Source organism: Rhodococcus sp. D-46, assembly GCF_011290655.1.
Lineage (GTDB): Bacteria > Actinomycetota > Actinomycetes > Mycobacteriales > Mycobacteriaceae > Rhodococcus_F > Rhodococcus_F qingshengii.
In genome coordinates this window covers 1-23,054 of the sequence record NZ_JAANTF010000023.1, presented here as the reverse complement: position 1 = coordinate 23,054, position 23,054 = coordinate 1, and the positions used below count along the sequence as shown (strand labels likewise).

The following is a 23,054-nucleotide window of genomic DNA, read 5'->3' as shown; positions in this document are numbered from 1 at the left end:
CCCTTCAGCTAACCCAAATCAGAAAGCGGGTGGGGAAAAACAACTGGCCGCCACCGGGGAGAACCCGTGGCCACCAGCGGGGAGAACTACTGGCCGCCTACGGGGAGAACTTCGTGGCCATTGACACCCGAGAGTGTGAGTGGTGGTGCGATGGCCGTTCTCCCGATTGTCGTCACGCTTCGTCGACGTCAAAGAGTGGAATGCCAACGAGATCCGTTCCACCACATGAGCGACTGCCTGGCTGAGCGGTCCGAAACTACGGGCAATTGTGGCCTGTGGGCTGTCCAAGTCCGGGAGGAGGGCAGCGCCAGCTGTAATGCCGGCGAATATGAATGCACCAGGAATGGACGTCGGACCTCCCCATTCGGGCGGTAATACCGCAGCTATCGCCAAGCCTGTGGCTGCGCCGCTCATTGCATGTGTCGGGCCCATCACCATGTCGTGTGCCTTTCGTCATCTCCGATAGAGGTGAGCCTAGGGACATGACTTCCGGTGATAGAGAAGAAATCGTCGTTGCCGCTATCGCCTGAAAATGGGATAAAAATCGGACATTGTGGGATTTGGGGACAAGTACCTGCGGTTTTGTCGATATTGGGACAACTGCGGGTCGTCAGGGAGCGATTAGTTCGTGCGGGGTGGTTCGTGGCTGGCGATCTGGAGGAGTCGAAGGACGATCGACCTACGGTACGACCGCTGCTTTGGTCTGGATCTTCGCGACCCAATCAACGATTGGGTCGCGAAGATCACGCGACTTGGGTCGCCCTCAGAGGTTGCGACGAACACTTGACGCCAATCACTCACTTGGGCAACCGATGTGTATCGCTGAACCTCAACTTCGGCTCACATCAAAACGTCAACGTAATGCCGGCCGCCCGGAGCCGTGCAAGGGTACGGGGTATCGACCGCCCAGAACGAGTCCCATTCGACGACATACCAGTCGCCGCGCCGAACGAGCTTCCGAATGTAGCCCTCGCCGTACGCCATTCCGTCCCATGTAGTGACTGCGAATGTTCGGGGCTGCATACGGGCTTCGTTGTGTTTGAACCCAGAGTTGCTCTGGTGGAGTTTCACTTCTCCGCAGATCGCAGCGTCTTTACCGTAAGAGTTCATTGCGATTCGCACTGCAGGATTGGCTGAGGAACCGGGCATTGCGTAACGGCGTCCGCCTGAAACCTGGTGAGATCGGAGTCCCGATTCGATCGTTCCGCTGGGAGAACCGTCGTGGCGGAGCCTGATTGAGTCCGGGATGCCACACGCCCTCGCGAAGTCGTTGACGTCGAATTTCGGATCCGAATAGGCCATGACCTGCGCGACATTCCACATAACATTTGTCTTGATTTTGGCAGTTTCGTCCGCAGGTAAGTTTTTGGTCCGCTTGGAATCGCTGTCATCGTTTCGGCTGTGCCCTGCGCGGTCGATCCTGTAGGGAGCGTCACTCCAGTCGTGGGCGGCGATCTCTGCAGCAAGATGGGCAGCTGTTGAGTTAAGCGGCATTCAATTACCTCCGATAGGTGCATTGTGCTGCACGGTAGTTCCCCCCGATGGGGCCGCGCTGCTACGAATGCTACTGCAATTACAGCTGATTGGCCCGAATATGAACTGCGCGCCCTCTGGTTATGCGCCATCGCCAGTAGCGGAGCTATTTCGCATGGGCCTGTTTCGCAGGTGCCAGTCTCCCGCGTGCGCCGAAGACCTACGGTCGAAAATGACCGCAGGTCTTCGGCACCGTCGGGGATCCCTCGGCTCGTTGGGTTCGATCTTCGCCAGTTGACGTTTCTGGCCCGTGCGCCTGGTGCCTCTTCAAATCAGTCGCCGAAAGATCGCTCACCTGATTTGCCTTTCGGTGCAGGTCGATTCGCCAACGCCTCCAATTGCTGCTTGAGCGTAGGTGCGGAACCGGCGGTGAGGGTGTGGGAGATCTCGGAGTGTTTGCCCGCAAGGATGTCCTCGCGGACAGTGCGCTGTATCTGTTCTTGCGACGAAATTTCGCGGCACTTTCGGTACTCCCGAGAGCCTGCCTCGTGTGGGCCGTGGCCGGAACTTGCATGGGGGCATGGGACGGTTCTTGACATTTGATGTCTCCCTTGTGATCGACTGGCTGGACACTTCGACGGTAGTGCAAATAAACAGCTGTCTACCTGGGGAAACAGTCATGACTTATTGGTTGGCGCTCTGATCTGCAGGTATTCGTGAAGACACGCCATCAGCGTGTTTGTCGGAAAAATTACTCCGAGACGAGGGCGGTTGCTCCTGCGGAGACGGCTGGCTGAGTAACTCTCCTCAACGGCACCGGATGCCCGCCTCCCTGATGCGCTGTAGCCGTCTAAGCGGCCCACGACGCGGGGCATGTCGCATCGCCTGTCCACTCACATCCCGGGGATGGGGGAACCGCGCTGAACTGGCCGGCCGGATCGCTGGTCAACTCTTCCCGAGGTAGACGCCCATCGGTGGCCGCGTCTACCTCGCGAGCTGCCCTCGATGGCGGGTCTAGTTCGGCGGGGGAAGCTCGTTGGCGTCAGGAATCTGGTCGACCAGGCTGGTCACCAAAGAGATCAGTTTGGGAATGAGCATGACCGTCGTATCGCGGATGCCACCGAGGATGCTGCCAGCGATGTCAGCGACTGACTGGCTTCCATCGCCAATATCGATGGTGCCCTTCACAATTCCAATCACTACGAGGATTGCGAGTGCATACCCGATCAGCTTCATGACGGCACCACCGAAGGTCCGACACCCTCAGATTCACGTGGAGCGAACCCATGCGAAGGGCTGGGGGTGGGAAGTTCGATAGTGAAGTTCGGTTCAGGAAGCTTGTCTCGAACAGTGTCCTCGCTCTTGTTTACGAATCCGGACACTTTCTGATTCGTAGCCTGAAACCAGCTAGGCGAGAACATCAGTTGCCCGTCCCCGAACCACGTACCTACCCCCCACAGAACTCCCAGCGTGACCACAACCGCGATTATCCGTTTCATGTCCTGCCCTCCTTCAATGTGGTTTGTTCGCTACTGATTCCACGGATCGACATCATCAGAATCGTTCAATTCCTGGTCGCCGAGACCGGCACCAAAATCCAGTTCAGGCTTCGTGTCTGAGGATTCGGAGTCGTGCTCCGCGTTGGTGGGAACGTCGATTGATGGCCACGCATCGTCGTTTTCCACCCTGATCCACCGCGGCTCGATACCGCCATCGGAGTTGGTGATCGATGTCTGCGCAAACCCGAGCTCAATCAGGCGATCCCGCGCCAACTCTTTCGACCCCGTCAACATGATGGAGGCATCCCACGGGCACACCATCGAGTCATCGGGCAGGAACATGACCTGAACTTGCCTATAGCCGTTCTTGGGGTCGTACGCCCACGATCGACCCTTCGGTGTTCCCTCTTCCGGGAAACGGGTGCCATGGTCGGAGTTGAGGATTTGCTGCGATTCGTACTGGTCGAGAGGACCGACACCGAGCCTGAAGCCGAGCTGGGAACGCAGCTGTGTTGAGATGATCTTTGCGTCCGGCTTCTGAGCGGCCGCAACGATGTTCACTTCGATCGCCCTGCCCAATCGAGCAATGGACTCCAGGTTGGCGCGTGCTTCGTCTTTCAGCTCCTCGACGTCGCTGTTCGCGCCCTTCGCGAGGAAGTCGGCGAGCTCGTCGAAGAAAAGGATCAGGCGGCGAGGTACAGGTCCGTGTGCCTTCTCGAGCTCTGGATCCGCAGCGTACTTCTCTCGTAGCCAGGACAGCTTCCGGACTTGTAGCTTGTTCAATAGCGTTTGGCCGGCATCCATCCTCCGTTTGGCTCGCGCCACGGCGTCAACGATCTCAGTGTCGGTCGCAGCGAAGTGGACGACACTGGGGAATTCTGGAGTCCAGGTGAAGTCTGTGCGCTTCGGATCACAGACGATAACTTCGTAGACGTCCGGCAAGAGCATCGCGTAGAACAAGACGATCGACAGCGCTACAGATTTTCCCTGGCCGGTTTTTCCTCCCACTAATCCGTGCGGTGTTTCGTTGAGGTCCCAGTCGAGCCAGCCGCCGCCCTTCTGCGGGCCGAAACGTAGAACTCCCTTGCGGGCCAGCGCGATCGCTTCGTCGAATGCGGTGGTGCCAGGCATCGGAAATGCCAGCTGATCTGGTAGGCGCGGAACCGCGGTCATCGTGACTATTCCATCTGCGGTGGACCATGAGTATGCCCAGTCGTTGTTCGTGGTGAGGGAGTCCCAGTGATCTTGGAACTCGTCCCTGGTTTCGCGTTTGTTGACGTCGATGGATCCGAAGTTCACTCGCGCTCGCTGGGGGAGGGCTTCGCCTGTGGGCGATAGGCCTTCCTGCCATTCGATGATGTCGCAGTCGACTGGCGTACTGGCTTTTCCGAACTTCGACTCCACAACATTGCGGAGCTTCTTTTCGACCGATTTCTGTTTCGCTCTGACGTCGTTGTGATCGACAGACATGATTGCGAGTTGCGTTGAACCGCCCTCGAACTTCCAGTCGAACAGCAAGCGGACGTCAGGCCAGCGCGTGTGTATCGAGGTATCGAGGCTGTCCTCGAGCTTGTCGCGGAGGCGGCGTTCACCGAGGGGGAGTGTTCCGAAGTCCACGTCTATAGTTGCCGGCTGGTCCGATTCGTCGTCGGCCCAAGTCTCGACGACGGCGACGACAGGGTCTTTGCCTGGTTTCGTTATAGCGGAGCGGATTTCGTCGGCGAACTTTCGTTCGTTGAGCTTCCTGCGAGCTTCCAGAGATCCTTTGGCGGCCCTGCTGATTTCGAGGGCCTGCTCGTCTTTGTTCCACAAGTAGATCCACTCGCCCGGGCACGACACAGATCGGTCGAAGCTGCGCTCGAGGGTGTCTCGAAAACCCGGATCAGTCAGGTCTTGGCTTCCAGCTGCGAAACGAAGCTGCGTCGGTATCGGAACGATTGCGCCGTCTGCGCGAGTTTCGTCAGCCCATTCGGCGATGTCGAGGGCGTATCCATCTGCTGCATTCCGGTCGGTGATCTTGAAGAGGGACCGCAGAGTCGCAGTGATCTTCCGGGCCATCAATTGTTTCGCGACCCGTGGATCGTCACCGTTGACCGCTTCGAACTCGACAGTGTTCGACTTAGTCCAGTTGAACACCCACTCCATGTCGGCCGGTGCAGGAACGCTCTGCTCAATGGCCTTCTCGACGATCAGTCGTCGCATTGGTGCCCCCACCGAGGCACTGCTGGCACCAACGGACAGCTGGGCTGCGCGAATGGACTGCGATGACGACCATCGAATTGCAGTGATGTGTTTGGAGGGGGTCGTAGGTCGGCTGACGGTCCCTGATGGAAGCCCCGCCGGTTTCTGCAAGCCGGAATAGATCGCTTCAAGTGTGTTGCGGCGCCGTGGCATCACGATGCTGGCACGCACGATAGTCACCACCAACCACGCGGCCGCGGCGACGCCGATCCACATCAAGTGCCCGTTGGTCAGGAACCCGAATGCCGAGATGCCGATGAGGAAAAGCCAGTTCAGTGCAGTGACCGTGACGGGACCGACACGGGCGCTGTCAGCTGTCCAGGTCAACACCGCCCAGTCGTTCAATAGTCGTCTTGCCCATGTAGCTAGTTGCTGTTGCAGTTGGGCAGAGAAGGCGGTTCCGCGGCGTGTGCGTGGCACCCTTCCCCCTTTCGTGGTCTCCGATAGGGGAATGATTGCAGTGGCAGTTCCGGTGTCATGGCTGTCGTGACAGCTCTTCGGCGGTGTTGGGTTGGGCAATGTGCTGTGGCCCCGACGGATGATGTCGGGGCCACAGTGAGTTTCGTACGTCAGAAGGGCGGTTCGTCGCTCGCGGGGGATGTGGCGGCACCGGCACCCCACGGATCTTCGTTGGGGGCGCCGCTTCCCCATGGATCGTTTCCGGCGTTCGGCGGGCGCGATGTGGACTGGGATGTGGTGCTGCCGTTGTTGGTCTGGCCGCTGTTACCACCTCGGTTGGCTTTGACGACTTTGGCGGTGGCGTACTTGAGGCTGGGGCCGATCTCGTCGACTTCGAGCTCGACGACGGTACGCTTTTCACCCTCACGAGTTTCGTACGAGCGTTGCTTTAAGCGGCCGCTGACGATGACGCGTGAACCCCGGGTCAAGCTCTCGGTGGCGTTCTCGGCTGCCTCCCGCCACAGATTGCAACGCATGAACAGTGCATCGCCGTCTTTCCATTCGTTGGAGTTGCGGTCGAACGCGCGGGGCGTCGAGGCAACCGTGAACGAGGCGACGGCTGCGCCGGCCGGAGTGAAGCGAAGTTCGGGATCTGCGGTCAGATTGCCGATCACGGTGATTACGGTGTCGCCTGCCATGGGACTACCTTTCTGTAAACGCTGGGTGGGTTGGTGCTAGTGGGTTCGTAGTCGACGCTGTCACAGACGATTTCGGTGCGCGGCACGACGAGCGCCTCGCGCTGTGGTCACGCTGACTGTCGTGCGACGGGCTGAGAAGCCCGGTAGGCGCTGGCGGCGGCTTCTACGAACCGCTGGGGTTCGGCCTCCCACGCTGACAGTCGTTCGCTGAACAATTGCGCCTGGATCTGTGCGAGATCAGCGGTTCCGCAGGCAGCGGCGAGGAACGGCTTGACGCGGTCCTCGTGACCGGTCAGCTTGCACTGCTGCAGGAAGGCGTTCCAACGCTGCATGAGTGCGTCGTCTCCGGTGGCCGCATCGCCGATGGCAGCATTCGTCGACGTCATCTGAGCGCCGGACGTCGAGGTAGCAGCGTTCCCCTGTTGCGCCTGCCTACCGGCCTGCTCCCGGGCCTTACGGGAAGCATCGTTGATCGGCGTCGGCTGGTCATACTGCCCGTCAAGGTAGCTTTCGACCGAATGCAAGGCGCCCGCGAACACTGCAGTCGCCTGAGCGACCACTGTCTTGCGCCACATCTCGCGCTGTTCCGAGTGCTCTTCGCTAAGCATCTCAAGAGTGATCGGGACCAGACGAGAAGCGATCTGGTGGACCCACTTTCCGGCCTCACCGTGTGATCGATCCATCCGGTTGATCCGGCCGACAACGGCGGTCTGAACCTGATCGGCCATGGAGAGAAGTACTTCGGTCAGATCAGTAGCCGTCGATGCGAGGGCAGAGCTTTCCAGCAGGCAAGGTTCCCTACCTGCGCGCTCAGCTGCGTCCTGTTCCTCATATGCGGCTGTCGTCAGCAGGATCATGGCGCCAGACCAAGTGTTTCGCCAGCTTGCGGTCAGGTAGGAACCTGCATTGGCGCGGCCGTCGGAGTTGTACGGCTCCCACGGCTTCGCTTCCACCGAGTGCGCTTCCCTCAGCGCAGGACGTCGAACCGCTCCGGATACGGCGGGCGTTCCGTTGGTGGGAGCGGCGCCGTGTAGACGAGCAGCGACGGCTTCGGCGAGAGCATCGACGTCGACCGATGCCGGCGCGGCGGCTGGGGCGCTCTCGGCGGCGGTGATCGCTCCAGTCGGATCACCTTCGGGTGTGTTCACGCGTACGAACCCCGAAGGCACCTGAGTGCCATCGTGATTGCTCCGGAACGTGGCCCACTTCGACGGGTCGCTGGTCACTTCGTCGGAGATCAAGTTGGTCGTGGGAGCGTCAGCAGGGCCGATCGCTGCGATCACGTTTGCGCAGTTTTCACGGGTCGCGGACGCCGAGCCGCCCTTTCCGTCTTTCGTCGCACCACGCAGTTCGTTGATCGGCGTCAAGTACGAGATGATCTCACCTGCGCTGTTCTTGTATCGCCGCTTCGTTTCGATCGCCACGTACACCGCTTTTCCTGCGGTGAGTGCATGCCGAACTGCTTTCTCAAGGTCGCCACCTGCTTGGATCGACGCACCGAAATTCTCTCTGAGACCGACGGACTCACCGTCTGGGTTCTTCGCGGATCGGGCATTGAACTTGACGTACAGAGTCGGCTGGCGCTGACTGGTCGCCCGAGCGTCGTCGATGCTGTCGATCTCGATCGAGATGAACTCGCGAATCAGAACCTGCGAGTGCACAGGCACCGTCGAATCCTGACCAGCAACCTGGACCTGAATGGGCTTCGACGCCGACTTGCTGTACGCGACATAAGAGGTGTTGTGCGTCTGTCGGGTGAATGTGCTCTGCATGGCTTTCTCCTGATTCGCTGCGCCGTAGGTGCCTTGGCGTGGTGATCTCCGATGACCAAATACTGACGCCACCGACTGACAAGTGCGGCACGAAGCAACATCCGAGCAGTTCAACCGCACATTCTGAGTCCGATCCAACACCAACCGGTTACGGTCACCGGCCCGCCACGTCGCCTCTGCGGCGACGTCGAACGCATCAATCCCGCCCGAACACCGGAACCGGCAGTCATAGGGTCCGCATCATGAGCATCAACGCCGACGCGCTGTTGTCCAGTGGATCGCACCGATACTGCCCGGCTTGTCGGGCCGCACTCATCCCGATCAGCCGGACGCGGTGCAGCAGCTGCACGCACGTCCCGGAGAAAGCCCTCGCCGCGGTACCGGTCGCGGTGCAAACAGCGTCGTCGTCGAAGACCCCCGAGGACTCCGTCGTGCGCGAAAGCCATCGTGGAGGCCTCGCGCGCCTGCCTGACCACACGATGTGGCTTGTCGCTGAGGGGAAGCCAATCACCCAAGGATCAATGAGAGCCGTCGCGGCCGGCGTGATCAAACACGACAAAGGCCCAGCACTGCGTGCCTGGCGTGACACCATCACCCGGGAAGCACTCCGGATCGGCGGAACCGAGTGGGTACCCATCGACGGTCCGGTTCGACTGCATGTCGCGCTGACTGTGCCGAAGCCCGATCGCATCGGGACATCCGCTGTTATTCCCGTCTCGGAGCGGACCACGCCCCGATGCCCGCCGATGACGAAACCCGACGTCGACAAGCTGCTGCGTGCTGTCCAAGATGCGCTGTCGCCGGCTGAACACAAGTCCGGCAGCTCGGCGTCGCGTCGGTTCAAACTCCTCACCGACGACTCCCGGATCGTCGACTCGTTGGCCGCGAAAACGTATCCGACACCGTGGCACACACATCCGTGGGCATTGCCGTGGCCAGGAGCAGTCATCAGGATCTCGTCGCTCGACGTCGACACCCCGATGTTTCCCAACTCGACGCTCCGGATGCCCGGAGAATTCCCCTCTGATGTCGGTGACCTGGTGGACATGGTGGGTACGCGACTATCCGTGCCGCAAGCGCGCACCTGCGGGAGCAAGGTGAAGGTGTGATCGAAAACAACTCTGCCGCTGAACAAGTCCTACTTGGACGTCTCCTCGAAGGCGACGACGAAGCGTTCGTGGCGTCGACCGTCTCTGCACTGTCACCGCATGCGTTCTCGACAGACAAACACAAAGCTGTCTTCGCAGCGATCAGCACGCTGGTCTCCACAGGCCACCCCGTGGACCTCACCTCAGTGGTGACGGAGCTGAGAAGGCGAGACCAACTCGACGTCGCAGGTGGTCCCAGCGGCCTCTCCGCGATGACCCACGCCTCCCTGTCAGCATCTGCACGGGCCCCGCAGCTTCATCTCGAAGCGATGGCAGGTCGAGAACAACTGCGCCGCCTGGAATCAGAGATGGAACTCGCCCTCGATCTGATTCGGGATGGTCAACTCTCATCTGTCGACGAAGCCCGCTCACGACTTGCGAAACTGTTCGATGCCCAATCATTTCAGTCGACGACGCTGCCCGACATCCGATCTCAAATCGAGGAACTGAAACACTCACTCGACGTCCGACTGGTCAACGGGGTCGACGGCATCGACGGCGTACCGACCGGATGGAGAGACTTAGACGGAGGCAAAGACTCGATGGCTCTGGTCAAGGGCCTGAAAGACGGACGGCTGACCGTCCTCGCGGCAAGACCCGGGACAGGAAAAACGACCGCGATCATCGACTGGGTGAGAGCCGCCTGCGATTCCGGGGCCGGTGTAGTTCTCTTCTCCCTCGAACAGCCTGCCGAAGAGATCACCGAACTACTCGTCGTCGCAGAATGCGGAAACATGCACCGCAACAAACTGCAAAACCCCACCGAACTAACAGATCTCGGGTGGGACAAAGTTTCCGAAGCCATGGCGCGAGTCGCCTCGTGGCACCTCGTCATCGACGACACAGCACGTACCCTGCCTCAGATGCGTCGGGTCGCGGCTGCAGCGCGCACCAAGTTTCAGGCCGAAGGCACAGACTTGCGCATCGTCTTCGAAGATTACATCCAGCTCACGGAGGCCGGCGATCAACAACAGGCATCTCTCAATCAGGCCCAACGGCTCTCCGAGATCGCGAACGGTTTTAAGGCGATGGCCAAGGACATGAGCATCGCCGTGGTCGTTGCAGCTCAGTTCAACCGTGGTCCCACTGAAGGCGACCGGCCTCCGAAACTGAGCGATATGAAGGGTTCTGGCGGCCTGGAAGAAGCCGCGGACCTCGTCATCGGTTTGCACCGGCCGTACGCGATCGATCCTCAGGGATCATCCGAGACCCCAGACGATTTGCATGTACTCATTTTGAAGCATCGTCAGGGGCGTGCTGGTGGCATTTTGTCGCGCTCCTTCCTTGGAGAGTTTGCCCGCACATCGGAGCCGAGAAATCGCCAAATCGGTTCTGCAGGTTAGTAATTCATCGGCCCACTACGTTTTCGCCAGATGGGATCGTGCTGCGGTCCCACCATCGCGAGCACTGGCCCGTCAATCCACGACGCCATGGTGGTCGACGTAGGTTTGGTTCAGGCGCGCAGCGAGAACGTCATTTGCGAGTTTCGCAGATGGAAAGATCGGCGGCAGGGTATTCAGGCTTCGAGAAGGAGTTCCTGCGCACTTCGGCAAACGATGCGACTGTCGAAGTGCTCTCGTCGATCTGACCGTCGGTGATGATTTGCTAGAGAACCCCGGCCTCTTGCATACCAACGAGCTTGCCTGCCTGCGCTCGCCACACCACGTCGAACTGTGCAATGGCTTCGTCGCTAGGCTGTCCGACAAAGGTGAAATCGACCTGGACGGTGATCCCGTCAGCGATTCCCCATCCGGTCATCGTCGTCATTGTTCGGTCGCCCTCAAGTGTGGCGGTATAGACCCTGGCGTCGTCGAGTCGGTAGAACTCGGGGGTAACGGGAAGCGATGCTAAACGCAGTTCCTGATCACCGGCGCCGTCCACCACCAAGTGGGTCTGCGCGCAGGAAGACAACCAATCATCGATTACATCGGGGTTGGTGTTGGGGGAGTTCGACAACTGAACATTCATGATCTGCGCTCCGCCAGGATTGACGAACTTGTTTCCCGACCAGCGCGACCCCGACAACACCATGGACTGAACAGCGGTCTGGAGTTTCCCCCCGGGCACACACTGTCCGTTGTCTGGAGCGCTCATCCTCTCCGGTACCGGAGAGTTCTGAGGTCGAACGTCTACGGCCTGCTGAGACCAGCCGATGAACTCTCGGGCAGGGATGTCGTTGATCGAGACGATTGGCACAGCGTAAGCCTGCATGTCGACAGGGTCATCGCGCTGAGCGACGACGGAGACGATGCCGATGATCAGAGCTGATACCGCGACAACGACACCGCCGATTGTCAGCGGCCTCCGATGTTCGCTGACCCACCTCCCTGCAGTTGAGGCCAACTCGCTCATGCTGTTCCCTTCTCCCGCTTACTAGTTCAGGACGGTGTGCACTCGTCACCTTGCGGCGCCCGAGGAACTTCTCTTGCACCGCCAGTGAAGACGGCGAAGCCCTTCGCAGACATCGTGGCAGGCGGGGTTCCGGTCATCGACGCGGAAAGTGAGCATGAGCACCGGAACCAGGGTCTGCATGATGACGATGCGCGTCATTACGGAGAAGGGACAGCGAGTGAATGCACAACATAACCCGCAGATTCGGGACCGCTCCGGATCGGCGGGCCGAGGCCAAAGCCGTACGGCAGCCCTGGCCACCCGCGCTGAACTCATCGCTGCCGCCAACATCGTCGACGTGAGTGTGCCCGCGATGTCGCTGCCTCGCCTGATCCGCCTCTCGACCGCGCATTACAACGAACTCAACCCCGGAAAGCGTGCAGCAGATTTCGCCTCCGACGAAGCCTTCATGACCCGAATCTGCGTGAACTACCTCAGGCACGCATGCAGTGGCTACGACAGCCACCGAGATTTCATTCGTCAGATGGCTAGCCCGAAGGACCGCGCCGAGATCGGTGCGGTGATCAAGGGCCGCGTTCTCCGATCCATCGCCAACACCTACCCGATGCTGATCGAAGAAGCCCGTCGCCAAGCGCGTCGTGAAGACACACCACCACATCGGAAACCACTACACGGGAAGGGGAACAGTCGCAGATGAACCGAAACCACACCTGGAACGTCCTGGTGAATCCGGACCGCGTCGACCACCCCATCGACCGCCGATACGCACGGCTGTCCGGAGTGCATGACAGGTTCGATACCTATCTATTTACTGCCGCTGTCATATGGGCTGCCATCAGCGCGGGCATACTCTCCCTGCTCGTGCCCGCTGTGGTGGCCGCCCCGATCATGGCGATCATCACCATCGCCGCAGTACACGCAGCACGAGTGAAGTACCGAGCGAAACTCGGCGAAGCCCGCGCCGCCGCCAGAGAACTCGACGACACAATCGGGCCGATCGAGATCACGCGCAGCAGCATCCTCGACCCTGTCCTGCGATCGCACGCGGACCGGGCCGTCACCGCACAGAGTCGGATCATCGGCTCGGTGGCCTTCCAACACGGCAGTCTCGGAGATCAGGAACCGATTGCGAGGAACGTCGCCGTGACGACGTGGCGAGCAGTGTCGACGGCCGCCGCGCTAGACAAAACGCTGATCGCTAGAGCGAATCTGTCAGCGACACTGAACGATCGACAGATTCCAATGGAAGCGGTGGAACTCGAATCGCGAAACGCAGAGCTGTCGATTACCGCCCGACAGACATCGATCGACACGGCAACCAGCGAATTAGTGACCCTCGCCGAGAAAGTCACCGAACTCGACAGTCGACTCCTCACGCCCGCAGCGCGCGAACACCTTCGCAGCCTCGTCGACACACCGCCCACGACGGCTAGCGGAGGCGATGAACTCGCCGCACGCATCTCCGCTGCACACCAAGTGCTCGACGCTGGCGGTTCCACCCCACAATCCCTACCGCTGCGCCAACAGTAAAAGACCCGCTCAACACCGTTATCGCTGGTCGTCGCCGGGCTGACCGCACACGCCAGCCCTGCAAAAACACCGCGAGCCTGTCCGGCCCAGTCGCCGCCGGCCAAAGGATCCCACCTGCGGATTGTCGACGCTATTCGATTGCGCCCGTGCCGCACTCACTACGAGATCTCAATAACTTCATGGCATCGGAGCTGCACACACCGCCCCCACCGGGGCCGATCCTTGGAGGACATCATGACCGCATCGACCACCCTTCCCCGCCCCGCTCACCGCCTGCCCGCTCAGGCCGTGCTCGGCACCGATGTCGCCGGATCCCGCGACACTGCAGAAGCGTTGCGCACCGCCGGACTGGACTGGGGCCTGACCGTGCACAACACCGACCACCTGACCCTGATGGGCGAGTCCGGCCTGATCAACACCTCCCTTCCGGGGCAGCGACTGATCATGCGTGACGACACGTACCAGGGGCTTGCCGTCGTCGGTTCCCGCTACACGCCGGTGACCAACGCCGACGCGTTCGCAATCGCCGACAACGCAAGGGATCTCGGTGCCACCTTCGCCCACGCAGGGTCGCTCGACCACAGTCGTAAGACGTTTCTGACGATGGATCTCCCGGAGGCACGCGTTCGTATCGGAGGAAAGGACGTCGTGGACTTCGGGATCGTTATCCGGACTTCGCACGACGGGTCAGGTTCCATCTCCGGTGAGATCAGCGGAAAACGGCTGGTGTGCATGAACGGCATGACAGTCGGTATCGGCGAAGCGCAACGCTGGTCCATCCCGCATACCGCCTCCGCGCACAGCCGCATGGCCGAAATCCTGCTGCAGGGCGCGTTTCGATACGCGAAGAGTTTCGCGGCGGTCGGCGAAATGCTGATCTCTCAGCCGATGACCAGTCGAGAGTTCGCGGACTACATCGATGCCCTCTACCCGAAGCCGGAAGAGTCGCAGAAAGCCGCACGCACCCGGTGGGAGAACCGTCGAGGCGAACTCATGCAGTTGTTCAACATCGCCAACACCCAATCCGAAGGCCGCGCGACGCGGTGGGGCGCACTGAACGCAGTAGTGGAGTGGGAAGACTGGGGGCGCGGCGTCCGCACCAGCACCGGTGAAAGCGTCGACCAGGCTCGAGCCGCCCGCCAGTTCACCAACACCGACTCGGCGGGAACGAAACAGGCCGCTTATCGCATGCTCACGCACGCATAGGCTCGAGAACACCAACCCACCCCGGGCATAGTCGCCGGGGTGGGTTTCTTGCGTTCACGACCCTTACTGCTGCGACCAGCGCAGGCACCAGAAGCGGCCGAACCCGAGAACGGACGAGACCCGGGCCATAAGGTGAGACGCACCGACGCCCGCCGCACCTCGAAAGTTGCCGATGCCAGCACTCGACACATCCGCCGACGACGACAACGCGCACGCGCTGGCAGCACTGGACCAGGAAATCGCCGAAACCCGGGAACGAATACAGAACCGGTCCCGCGACATCGCCGACGCCAACACACGCAGTCAGCGACTAGCCGAAGCCCACACCGCCGCACTCGCAGAACAACGAGCCACCCCCGAAGGCCTGTCCACCTCCATGCGAACACTCGAGCTCGCGCTACTGCACCGCCGCCCTCCCGCCGAACTGCGGAAGCTCCAACGCCTCCACGTACAAGCAGAGATCGACGCAGCAGCCGAATACCGTGCGCGCGTCGCCCGCTGGGGCCACAGCCCCGGTGACGGCCCCCTGCAGGCCTGCCCTCTCGGAGGCTGCGAGTCGTTCGTCTCCTGGGCCCTGCACCTGAATATCCTCGGTACCTACCGTTACAGCATCGACCACCCATCGGATTCCATGGCCGTTCGACTCACCCGCCCCGGCGACGGAAGCCGAAATCTACGAACGAAGATCAACGTCCGAACAGCTCTGATCGATGCAGAAGGGTTGACCTTGGCAGTCGTAATCGCGGCAGCATTTGCCAACCCGATCGAAGACGCGAAGCTGCGTCGCTGGCTCGACGAGCACTACAACCCGATTAAACGGAGCCTGTCCGCCTGACCCGATCTGCCGGCTCGGAGGAGCACCGTCACCGCGGTCCTAAGTTCGACCGCGGTGACGGCGGAGCTGCGGTGCCTGCGAGGTGGCTGATGGAATCGCGTCAATATACGGACATTTCGCGGAAGCAGTATCGTTGAGGAATGGCAACACTAGTGACAGCAGTCAGCACGGGCTACCCCGTGCTAACTGCTGCTCACTATCGAGCCTTCCATTCCGCGGAGCGGGCACTGCGTATACCTGCAGTCGCTGAGGTCCAGCGGAGGATGAGCCAACAGCTCTTGGATCCTTTCCGCGACGCGTACCGTTCTGTGTCTCAAGCTCGCGAAGATGCGATCCGTGCTGTGTCGCCGTTGCGCCAGGTTTTCGATCAGCTCATGGAAACCCGACGGCAAGTCGGATCGTGGTTGTCCAAGTACAACCCATTCCAGCCGCCGAAAGTCACCGGCCTTGACGAACACCTCTCTCAGTTCAGACGCGGGAACGTCCGAACCGAGACTGTAAGAATCGCCCGCTTGAGATCCTTATTGGTTCGCCGTGCCCAGCAGGGCGAAGCACCAGGCCGGACAGTCACTACCAAGCCGCAGGTCACTCGCGGCCCCAACAACACCCGTAAGTCGATTGTTTCCAATCCACTTACGGGCCTTCTGGACGTCTAAACGACGGAGACAAGGCCCGCCGATCACGCAATCTGCGTGGAAGGTAGTCCTCCGTGAAATTTCTAACCGCACTTGCCGAGGCAATGCCCAATTCGCCTGCGGCCTTGATCATCTGGGCAGTTGCTTTTCTCTTGACGCGGTGGCGAGGCATCATCATGCTCACCGTGGTCCCGTGCACACTGCTCCTTGCCCTACTCGGGTCCGCGGATCGTTCCGAGCGCGCCTTCCGGCTCTTGGACGTCCTGCTCAACCGCCTCGGAGGAGGTGGCGAGCAGTGAGCGGCCGTGTCGGGCGGCCGATGCTCTGCCCTCTGCCCGTACTCCGCAGAATTCTGGTGCTGCGAAACGAGGGGAAAACCATGCAATACATCTGCGACGAACTCAACGACGAGGGGATTCCCACACCGGCAGGAAAAGTGGTGTGGGGGCGGAACAACATCTCTCGACTGCTCAAGACAGCTGTTGCAGAGGAGATCCGCCAGGAATCGCGAATGACTGAGGTCACAAGCATCTTTGGCGAAGAAGTGTTCCGGGAAAGCGGTGAGCGCCGAGCTGCCTAGCTCGAGGACGGTGACAGCGGCCCCGCCCGGTCAAGCGGCTGTCACCGTCTGGGCGGAGGCCGCCCTCCACCCCGCCCCCGTCCGGCGCAGATCGTGAGAGGCAGATTCCATCGCCGCGCACACCCCGCTGTCTCACGCATAGTCGCCTTCCAGCCCAGCACCTCGATGACCGGAACCGTGCAAGTTACGTTCTCACCTATCGGAGGAGCGACACAATCCGCGTCCAGATCAGACCGCCCCAAGCGAGGTGGTCTGATCAGGGCGCCGAATTGGGGGTGAGGTCAGAGTGTGCATCGGAGCCAACCAACCGGGAGGTCCACGTCGGTGCTCGGCAGATGCAGCTGCCCGCTGCAACCGCACCGGTAGAGCCGCCACCCACGCGGCCGCGTATGCCGACGCGCTGTCCGCCGAATCGGTCTATGACACCGAGCATCTGGAACTTTTAGAACTGCAGCGCAAAGCCGTGATGGGGGAGACCCTGACCGACGCCGAACAAGCCCAGCTCCGTGCAGGCGCTCAGCCACCCGCATCGGCGATCCCCGATGGAAGCGAGTTCGGCCGCGACTACGCCGCGGAGTACCCGAAGCATCGCCAGGACATGATCGACGCAGGCTTCGAGCCGAGCACCCTCGCCGAGTACGCGAGCTCCGAAGACGCTGCCGAAGCAGCATACGAAGAATGGCGAGACGACCAGTTCGAAGAAGAAATGCAGGCGTCGTATCGCGAGTGGACCGCGGACACCGCCTCCGGTTACTACCTGCGACGTCAACGATCCGACGAACTGGACCAGGCACGCGAACACGCCGCCACTCTCGACGTGGACGAAGCCCGCGCAGTCCTCGACGAACGTGCCCAATCGGCAGAGCATCAACAGCTCCTCAAAGCACGCGACTACGCCCACGCCGCGGAACACGACGCCGAAAGGGGCTGGGAAGCGGCGAAAACCAGCACAGACATCGAAACGGTATCCGCGGCCCGCGACTGCCTTCACGACGCGCACTGTGACCGTCTCATCGCCGACGACGACCTGAACGCCTACGCCAACGAGAGCGCGCAATACGCGGCCAGAGTCAGCGAACTCTCCACCCCGCCCGAATATTCCGGGACCACCATCGGCGACAGCATCAATATCGGCACACACGTTCCCGGCAGTGAAGCTGAACTGCGCGCCCGGCAAGACGGAATCCCCGGCACCCACATCGGTGCCGCCGCCGGCGTCAAGGACCCCAACAGCCCCCACACCGCGACAAGTGCGAAGCTGTCCGCGATCAACGCTGTCACCGACGACGACATCAGCCGCGCTCACCTCGCCCACACACAGCACACCGGACGTGAAGGCCGGGCCGCAGCTTGGGAACACACCACCGCAGCGGACTTCGCGGCCGCCAACCCCGGACTGTCGGTCCAATCAACCCCCGGGATCTGGCGAAACAGTGAACGCCCCTGGCAGCAGGCAGAACTGACAGCCGTGACCAGCAGCGACGGAAACACCCCCGATGGTGCGTTGATCGTCAAACATGCCACGGCAAATGACGGCTACGGAGCGGATATCCCACCACACGTGCGCGCCGAAGCTGCGAACGCGCTCGACGCAACCGGGCTCAAACACGCCGACATCGCCGTCAACATCGACGGTCACACCTACCGGCAGTACCGAATCCACGCCGATGAACCCCTCACCGGCCTCACACAACCCGCCACCATGCCCGAGCTACGCGAAAAACTCGACAACCGTTGGAACAGTTGGCAGACCGAGAAGACAAACCCACCCCAACCCGCCCACAACGACGGCACCTTCACCTGGACGAAAGCACCGCGCGCAGAATCTGGACACGCGAAGAACCGGGCCACCGCAGCCGAACTGGCCGCCTACCGTGGCATCAGCACCGCACAAGCCCACGAGATGATCAGCGCCGAAGTCGCATCCGGCAGATCCGCGGACGACGCCGTCCGCAGCCTCTACAAGTCGTACAACCCAGCCGCAGATACCCGCCGTCGTTTCGTCGTTGCCGACATCGAAACGAATTCTCTGTCAGCGGGACGTGGCGAGATCATCCAAACCGGCGCAGTCGTGATGAACGGGCAAGGCAAGGTCGTTGAACGAATCGACGAACTTCACGGAATCGATGCTCGCACAGCACGAACGATCGGAACGGGCGCCAAAGACGTTCACCGCATCAACTACCAGGACATCCACGGTAAGCCGCCATTTGCGCAGTCCCAGGCTAAAACAAGACTGCAGGAACTGTTGAGCGATCCAAACACCACGATGGTCGCGCACAACGCGAGTTTCGAACGCCAATACTTCGCCGCAAACGGGGTCTCCGCCGACCGCGTCATCGACACCATGGCGCTCTCCAGGCGATTCGACCACAACAGCACCGGTGCTCGCCTCGCTGACTTCACTGCCGCACACGGCGTCGAGTACCGCGATGCTCACAACGCATTCAAAGACGCCCATATGACAGCTCGAGCCCTACTCGGGTTCTGGCGTGATCAACACAAATAGAAGCGGAGCCATTCGTGTCCGAACAATCGACGATCGAGTCGAACCTTCCCGACTCCCACCCTCGGCGTCCGGGGACTGTGAGTCGGGCTGTCTGCGCCTCGATCGCCAGCTTCGCTGTACCAGCAGCGATACTGACTGCCGCATTCTCCGAGTGGCTGCGGGACCGAGTGTCTTTCGACGAGACCACCACCGACGCGTGGACCCGATCGCTCTACAACCTGTCTACATCCCTGACCTCGTTCGCGGAGGAGACTGGCGCCAGCACAGCAGCAGTCGACAGAGTCGGCGCAGGCATCACTCTCGGCGCATTCACAGTTGCACTCATCCTCTCCGTCGCCACATACGGCCTACGGGCACGCGTATTCACGGACTTCGCCGAATCCTGGCGCAGATTCTCGCTGCGCCTCAGTCGGACGGTCGGCCCCGTGTTGCGGTGGTATGTGGCGCTGCTGATCTCGACGGCCGTCACTGCCGGAGGCGCCGGCCACTCTGTAGCGATCCTGACAGTGCAGGGAGCCGTGTCAGCGATCGTGTGGGTGCTCCTGTTAGTCCTGTGCGCTTACCCATCCCAGGCGGGATCACTTTTCATGCAGACGATTACGTCGATCATGCGCAAAGTCGTCTTGCGCGCTGAGTCCCGACACATCGCCACCTAATCGACTGTGTCCCGCCCCGCCCCGCCCCCTGCCCCCGTCGCCGGCAAACGCACTAAAAGGCTAGTAACCCACCACCAGCCAGTCCCATTCCGGGGCCGACCTCGAATTGCACACCGAGAACAGGAGAAAGCCCAATGTCCCATCCAACAGAAACAGGGCCCACCACACCCGCAGAACTATCTGCTCGATCCACGAAGAGTCCGTGGCCACAAGCCACGAGGCTGGCTGCAACAACGGCGCTACTCACGTTTCTCTTCACCTTCATTCTCGCGGGATCGTGGTGGCAAACCCCGACCGCCGAAACGAGCTCGCAGGGCATCAACGCACTGGAGGACTTGGCTTCCGCCCTCACCAGGACCGCAGAAGTTGCAGGTAGCAGCGTCAATGCAGTTGCAGTCACTACCTTGCTGGTCGTCGTGTCACTCGTCGGTTTGATCGCCGTCGTGGCCCTCATAGCTACGGCGTCGAAACTCATCTCGCGCGCGCGGAGTAAAACTTCCGCCACTGGGAGCGATCTCGAATACGTCATCAGCTGGGCGCGGACGGTGGGATCCATGTCTCAGCGACTCTTGTCTTTGTATGTGGCAGTTCTGGTTTCGACGGCCCTCGTAGCGCACAACGCTGGGCTTCCGATCGCCCTGTTGACATCGACGTCGGCGAGCGACGTGATCCCAGCAGCGATTGTGCTGCTTGCTACGTCATTCCCCGTTCAGGTCATGTCACGATTCGCGAAGGTATTCGGCCCACAGGTCCGCAAGTTCAACGACCGATTCGACGCAATGGGTCTCCGCCGCAACATTTTGCGTAGCGGAACCAAGTAGCTCGCAGGTCGTCGACCCACCCCGATCGGTTCACCCCGAACTGTACAAAGGAGCACTAGAGGCGCCCAGTCCGACGGCGCCGCTCACAGTAATGACTCCGAAGGTAGTGAAGGCCAGGATGTGCGGTTTTCGAGGTCTACCGATGCGAGAGGGATCCACACAGGAAGCCCACGTCAGCAGAACGAGTTCGCTTCTGCTGACGTGGCCTTCACCATTCCGCTACTACGCTGACCACGACGGTGGACCGAGCTCCGCAACAACCTCGGGAGCAGCGATCTCCAACAACTCGTACGCAAACTGTGCAGCCTCCTGCACTTCGTCGGGGTACGGCCCCCCTCTCTGCTCACACTCACGCGCGGCCGTCAACGCTGATCGCAACCGCGGCGCATCATCGTCGGATGCCAAGTCCTGCGCCTGAAAGAGGAAACTGGATGCTTTGGTCATATCCAAACGCTATCGGTCAGCCCTCCCTCTAGGCGGCATCCACGCCAGCGCCTGCGAACCACCAAGCGCCCATGGTGTGTTCCACAGGCGCCTTGCCGTCCACCCACGACGGTCGAATCATCAGAGATCCCGCGAGCATCAAGACCCACCCGCACCGACCGCCGCGATCGGAACCCCGCCACCCGTTCAAGACACAGCCGAGCACCACTACACCGGAACAGCGCCCGATAACGTCCGACCTGGATACACAATCCGGAAGGCACTCTCATGACGAAGATCAGAGCCACAGGAAGAACGACGCTCACCCGCACCGAACTCGAATGGTGGTCGAACACCGCCGCCGACCTGCAGACGGTGAACCGGAGGTACCCGAAGGTGGCGTCAGCGGAACGCGTCCCCGTCGGCGAAACCCGCGTCTACCACCACCGCGTCGACGGTGAGCCCGTCCCCGTGCTCGCCGTATCAGCGACGGACATCGACACCCACACCGACACTGCTGCGGGACGCTGGATCGTCACGAACACCTTGTCCTGGGCGCAATACCCTCCGCGCCAACACAAACCCGGATACGGCACACCGCTCGGGATGCTCGCCACTGTGCTCATCCTCTTACCTGCTGCATTCAGCCACGACGTCGACAGCAGTTCCAGACTGACCGCACTCGTCGCCGCCGCGATGCTCGTCCCTGCAGGTCTGTGGCTTCTGCGGTATCGACGCCGGCGATTCCAAGACAGGACATGGGCAGCTGACAGCGAAGCAACCAGCGCTGCAGGCTTACCTGCCGCCCAACGACTCCTCACCACCACAGAACCAGCGCTCTACAAGACGATCGTGCACACCTGGATCAACCAGCGACGCACCACAGCGCCAGCCGCTCGACTACAACGCCTACAGCAGCGTGAGCGGACCCCACGAGACGAACGCTCGACGAAATAACCAGATGGCCGGCCCTCGGACTCGCTCTGACGACACTGCCCGAGCACGCCGAGATCACCGTTGAACTGCTCCAACACGAATAGGGAACGTCGATGAGAACTCAGATCTGCACGCTACTGCTGCTCGACCTGATTGCGGTCGCGGGTTTGACTTGGATGCTCGCCCTGCCCCCTGTCGAACAGCTCGAACCTGCCGCCGAGTGCTACACAACCCTGCTGGGCGGCAACGGATCTCCGATGTGCCCGACCACTATCCAGACCTTCTTGACAACCCACGCCGCTGTGCCATTGGCCATCCTTGTCGGCATATGTCTTGCGATCGCCCACCGTCACGTATTCCTTGACCACCGAGCCCTGCCCGAACGTGTGAAAGGCGAACCGCTCGGATACGACTCAACCCGAACAGGAATGCCAGCGGCAATGTCGGCGAACTTCACCTGCGACGCGTGCGGAACAACGGATCTTCGAGAAGAGATGAGCGAAAGCTACTGCACTGGAGACGAATACGAAACGCAAGCAGGGTGGACCTGCGCCCGCGGTGAAACCTACTGCCCGATATGCGCCGACGTACGCACTCAAACCTGGGGCGAGCATCTACAAACCAGCGAAACCGAAAGGCTGGAGCGCTGACTGACCTCGACATTATGCCGAAGCGCGCTTACCTCCCGACTCATCTGCGTGTTTGAACCCATCAGTTGCCGAGCGATCAGCCCGCCGAATCGTGCGTGCCGCATCCACCACCTCACTTGATGAAACTCATCAACATACAACTTGATACTGCCCAAACCTGATACGTAACAAACTTCACCGAAAGGACCTTCAGTGTTCGGAATTCGACACTCACCCAAACCGATCCGCCGTGTAGCGATGCCCTTCGTGGCCGGTGCCTTCGCAGGCATCCTTGCGTTGGCGATCAGCGGTTGCGAGTTCAATGCGCCCATCGCCGCTGACCCGGGCATCGTGAATCCTGTAGAAGCAGAGGTCGAACCGAGCGCATTCACTGCCACGAGCGACGGGTCAGCATCTCGGAATTGGCAGCTGACCGGCACAGAACTCGACCGCGCGACGACTCTTCTCGAAACGCTTCCCGTGAAGGGGCGCGCACCCAAGACGGGCTATTCCCGTGATCAGTTCGGGGCCGCATGGACAGATGATGTTGACGTCGAATTTGGCCACAATGGTTGTGACACTCGCATTATCTGCACGCAGTTTTGACATATCTCAAAACCTTGCTGGTAGGCCCCCATTGTTCGATGTCGACGGTGTGAGTTATGTGAGTGACGATGGTCAGTTCGTGTGACGGTCGACCGGTTCGACCGCA

20 protein-coding genes and 1 pseudogene are annotated in these 23,054 nt (G+C 61.0%); 14 read left to right on the top strand and 7 right to left on the bottom strand.

Features of this window, described 5'->3' with window-relative positions:
• Positions 1 to 132: 132 nt before the first annotated feature.
• The 5 genes and pseudogenes from G9U53_RS32595 to G9U53_RS32575 all read right to left on the bottom strand — a co-directional run.
• Positions 133 to 438 (bottom strand): annotated as a pseudogene (locus G9U53_RS32595) (metal-dependent hydrolase); the annotation flags it as partial.
• A gap of 2,049 nt (positions 439 to 2,487) precedes the next feature.
• Positions 2,488 to 2,709 (bottom strand): hypothetical protein, encoded by a 222-nt coding sequence (locus tag G9U53_RS32590; protein WP_042953407.1) that lies wholly within the window; start codon positions 2,707 to 2,709, stop codon positions 2,488 to 2,490.
• 293 nt (positions 2,710 to 3,002) lie between these two features.
• A complete protein-coding gene (locus tag G9U53_RS34315; RefSeq protein WP_165639953.1) occupies positions 3,003 to 5,633 on the bottom strand; it encodes an FtsK/SpoIIIE domain-containing protein in 2,631 nt (876 codons plus the stop codon).
• Positions 5,634 to 5,782: 149 nt separating this feature from the next.
• A complete protein-coding gene (locus tag G9U53_RS32580; RefSeq protein WP_165639952.1) occupies positions 5,783 to 6,310 on the bottom strand; it encodes a single-stranded DNA-binding protein in 528 nt (175 codons plus the stop codon).
• Between the two features lie 107 nt (positions 6,311 to 6,417).
• Positions 6,418 to 8,082: a hypothetical protein gene (locus G9U53_RS32575; RefSeq protein ID WP_165639951.1), complete on the bottom strand. Its 1,665-nt coding sequence runs from the start codon at positions 8,080 to 8,082 to the stop codon at positions 6,418 to 6,420.
• Between the two features lie 242 nt (positions 8,083 to 8,324).
• Here G9U53_RS32575 and G9U53_RS32570 point away from each other — a divergent pair, with 242 nt between their 5' ends.
• Complete coding sequence (locus tag G9U53_RS32570; RefSeq protein WP_165639950.1) at positions 8,325 to 9,191, top strand: RusA family crossover junction endodeoxyribonuclease; 867 nt, start codon at positions 8,325 to 8,327, stop codon at positions 9,189 to 9,191.
• Positions 9,188 to 10,573, top strand: a complete 1,386-nt coding sequence (locus G9U53_RS32565) for a DnaB-like helicase C-terminal domain-containing protein (RefSeq protein WP_047269082.1) — start codon at positions 9,188 to 9,190, stop codon at positions 10,571 to 10,573. Before G9U53_RS32570 ends, G9U53_RS32565 begins: the two co-directional genes overlap by 4 nt.
• A 262-nt stretch (positions 10,574 to 10,835) precedes the next feature.
• On the opposite strand, the gene G9U53_RS32560 is transcribed toward G9U53_RS32565, so the two are convergent.
• Positions 10,836 to 11,582, bottom strand: a complete 747-nt coding sequence (locus tag G9U53_RS32560) for a hypothetical protein (protein WP_047269081.1) — start codon at positions 11,580 to 11,582, stop codon at positions 10,836 to 10,838.
• 217 nt (positions 11,583 to 11,799) lie between these two features.
• Between G9U53_RS32560 and G9U53_RS32555 the strand changes: the two genes are divergently transcribed.
• The 9 genes from G9U53_RS32555 to G9U53_RS32515 all read left to right on the top strand — a co-directional run bounded on the left by G9U53_RS32555 (position 11,800) and on the right by G9U53_RS32515 (position 20,354).
• Positions 11,800 to 12,279, top strand: a complete 480-nt coding sequence (locus G9U53_RS32555) for a hypothetical protein (RefSeq protein WP_207624773.1) — start codon at positions 11,800 to 11,802, stop codon at positions 12,277 to 12,279.
• The gene (locus G9U53_RS32550; RefSeq protein ID WP_165639948.1) at positions 12,276 to 13,112 is read left to right on the top strand and encodes a hypothetical protein; all 837 of its coding nucleotides are present in this window, start codon (positions 12,276 to 12,278) and stop codon (positions 13,110 to 13,112) included. The genes G9U53_RS32555 and G9U53_RS32550 overlap by 4 nt, the downstream gene beginning before the upstream one ends.
• Positions 13,113 to 13,346: 234 nt before the next feature.
• Positions 13,347 to 14,318 (top strand): DUF932 domain-containing protein, encoded by a 972-nt coding sequence (locus G9U53_RS32545; protein WP_058228304.1) that lies wholly within the window; start codon positions 13,347 to 13,349, stop codon positions 14,316 to 14,318.
• 172 nt (positions 14,319 to 14,490) lie between these two features.
• A complete protein-coding gene (locus tag G9U53_RS32540; protein WP_165639947.1) occupies positions 14,491 to 15,153 on the top strand; it encodes a hypothetical protein in 663 nt (220 codons plus the stop codon).
• Between the two features lie 709 nt (positions 15,154 to 15,862).
• Positions 15,863 to 16,087: a hypothetical protein gene (locus tag G9U53_RS32535; protein ID WP_165639946.1), complete on the top strand. Its 225-nt coding sequence runs from the start codon at positions 15,863 to 15,865 to the stop codon at positions 16,085 to 16,087.
• Entirely contained in the window at positions 16,084 to 16,368 is a 285-nt protein-coding gene (locus tag G9U53_RS32530; protein WP_165639945.1) for a recombinase family protein, read from the top strand. Before G9U53_RS32535 ends, G9U53_RS32530 begins: the two co-directional genes overlap by 4 nt.
• A 286-nt stretch (positions 16,369 to 16,654) precedes the next feature.
• On the top strand, positions 16,655 to 18,877 hold the full coding sequence (locus tag G9U53_RS34310; protein WP_165639944.1) for a 3'-5' exonuclease: 2,223 nt from the start codon (positions 16,655 to 16,657) through the stop codon (positions 18,875 to 18,877).
• A 14-nt stretch (positions 18,878 to 18,891) separates the two neighbouring features.
• Positions 18,892 to 19,533 (top strand): hypothetical protein, encoded by a 642-nt coding sequence (locus tag G9U53_RS32520; protein ID WP_165639943.1) that lies wholly within the window; start codon positions 18,892 to 18,894, stop codon positions 19,531 to 19,533.
• A 134-nt stretch (positions 19,534 to 19,667) separates the two neighbouring features.
• The gene (locus G9U53_RS32515) at positions 19,668 to 20,354 is read left to right on the top strand and encodes a hypothetical protein (protein WP_165639942.1); all 687 of its coding nucleotides are present in this window, start codon (positions 19,668 to 19,670) and stop codon (positions 20,352 to 20,354) included.
• Between the two features lie 222 nt (positions 20,355 to 20,576).
• Here the strand turns inward: G9U53_RS32515 and G9U53_RS32510 are convergent, their stop codons facing one another.
• Positions 20,577 to 20,798 (bottom strand): hypothetical protein, encoded by a 222-nt coding sequence (locus G9U53_RS32510; protein ID WP_165639941.1) that lies wholly within the window; start codon positions 20,796 to 20,798, stop codon positions 20,577 to 20,579.
• Positions 20,799 to 21,065: 267 nt separating this feature from the next.
• On the opposite strand from G9U53_RS32510, the gene G9U53_RS32505 reads away from it, so the two are divergent.
• The 3 genes from G9U53_RS32505 (at position 21,066) to G9U53_RS33800 (ending at position 22,948) form a co-directional block, all read left to right on the top strand.
• On the top strand, positions 21,066 to 21,734 hold the full coding sequence (locus G9U53_RS32505; protein WP_165639940.1) for a hypothetical protein: 669 nt from the start codon (positions 21,066 to 21,068) through the stop codon (positions 21,732 to 21,734).
• A 92-nt stretch (positions 21,735 to 21,826) separates the two neighbouring features.
• Positions 21,827 to 22,363, top strand: a complete 537-nt coding sequence (locus G9U53_RS32500; protein ID WP_165639939.1) for a hypothetical protein — start codon at positions 21,827 to 21,829, stop codon at positions 22,361 to 22,363.
• Positions 22,364 to 22,555: 192 nt separating this feature from the next.
• Entirely contained in the window at positions 22,556 to 22,948 is a 393-nt protein-coding gene (locus G9U53_RS33800) for a hypothetical protein (RefSeq protein WP_242692870.1), read from the top strand.
• Positions 22,949 to 23,054 lie beyond the last annotated feature (106 nt).

Bases quoted from the DNA above. Each gene is read 5' to 3' on its own strand.
- G9U53_RS32590 (WP_042953407.1), bottom strand. From the start codon at position 2,709: ATGAAGCTGATCGGGTATGCACTCGCAATCCTCGTAGTGATTGGAATT.
- G9U53_RS32580 (WP_165639952.1), bottom strand. From the start codon at position 6,310: ATGGCAGGCGACACCGTAATCACCGTGATCGGCAATCTGACCGCAGAT.
- G9U53_RS32575 (WP_165639951.1), bottom strand. From the start codon at position 8,082: ATGCAGAGCACATTCACCCGACAGACGCACAACACCTCTTATGTCGCG.
- G9U53_RS32570 (WP_165639950.1), top strand. From the start codon at position 8,325: ATGAGCATCAACGCCGACGCGCTGTTGTCCAGTGGATCGCACCGATAC.
- G9U53_RS32560 (WP_047269081.1), bottom strand. From the start codon at position 11,582: ATGAGCGAGTTGGCCTCAACTGCAGGGAGGTGGGTCAGCGAACATCGG.
- G9U53_RS32550 (WP_165639948.1), top strand. From the start codon at position 12,276: ATGAACCGAAACCACACCTGGAACGTCCTGGTGAATCCGGACCGCGTC.
- G9U53_RS32545 (WP_058228304.1), top strand. From the start codon at position 13,347: ATGACCGCATCGACCACCCTTCCCCGCCCCGCTCACCGCCTGCCCGCT.
- G9U53_RS32540 (WP_165639947.1), top strand. From the start codon at position 14,491: ATGCCAGCACTCGACACATCCGCCGACGACGACAACGCGCACGCGCTG.
- G9U53_RS32515 (WP_165639942.1), top strand. From the start codon at position 19,668: ATGTCCCATCCAACAGAAACAGGGCCCACCACACCCGCAGAACTATCT.
- G9U53_RS32510 (WP_165639941.1), bottom strand. From the start codon at position 20,798: ATGACCAAAGCATCCAGTTTCCTCTTTCAGGCGCAGGACTTGGCATCC.
- G9U53_RS32505 (WP_165639940.1), top strand. From the start codon at position 21,066: ATGACGAAGATCAGAGCCACAGGAAGAACGACGCTCACCCGCACCGAA.
- G9U53_RS32500 (WP_165639939.1), top strand. From the start codon at position 21,827: ATGAGAACTCAGATCTGCACGCTACTGCTGCTCGACCTGATTGCGGTC.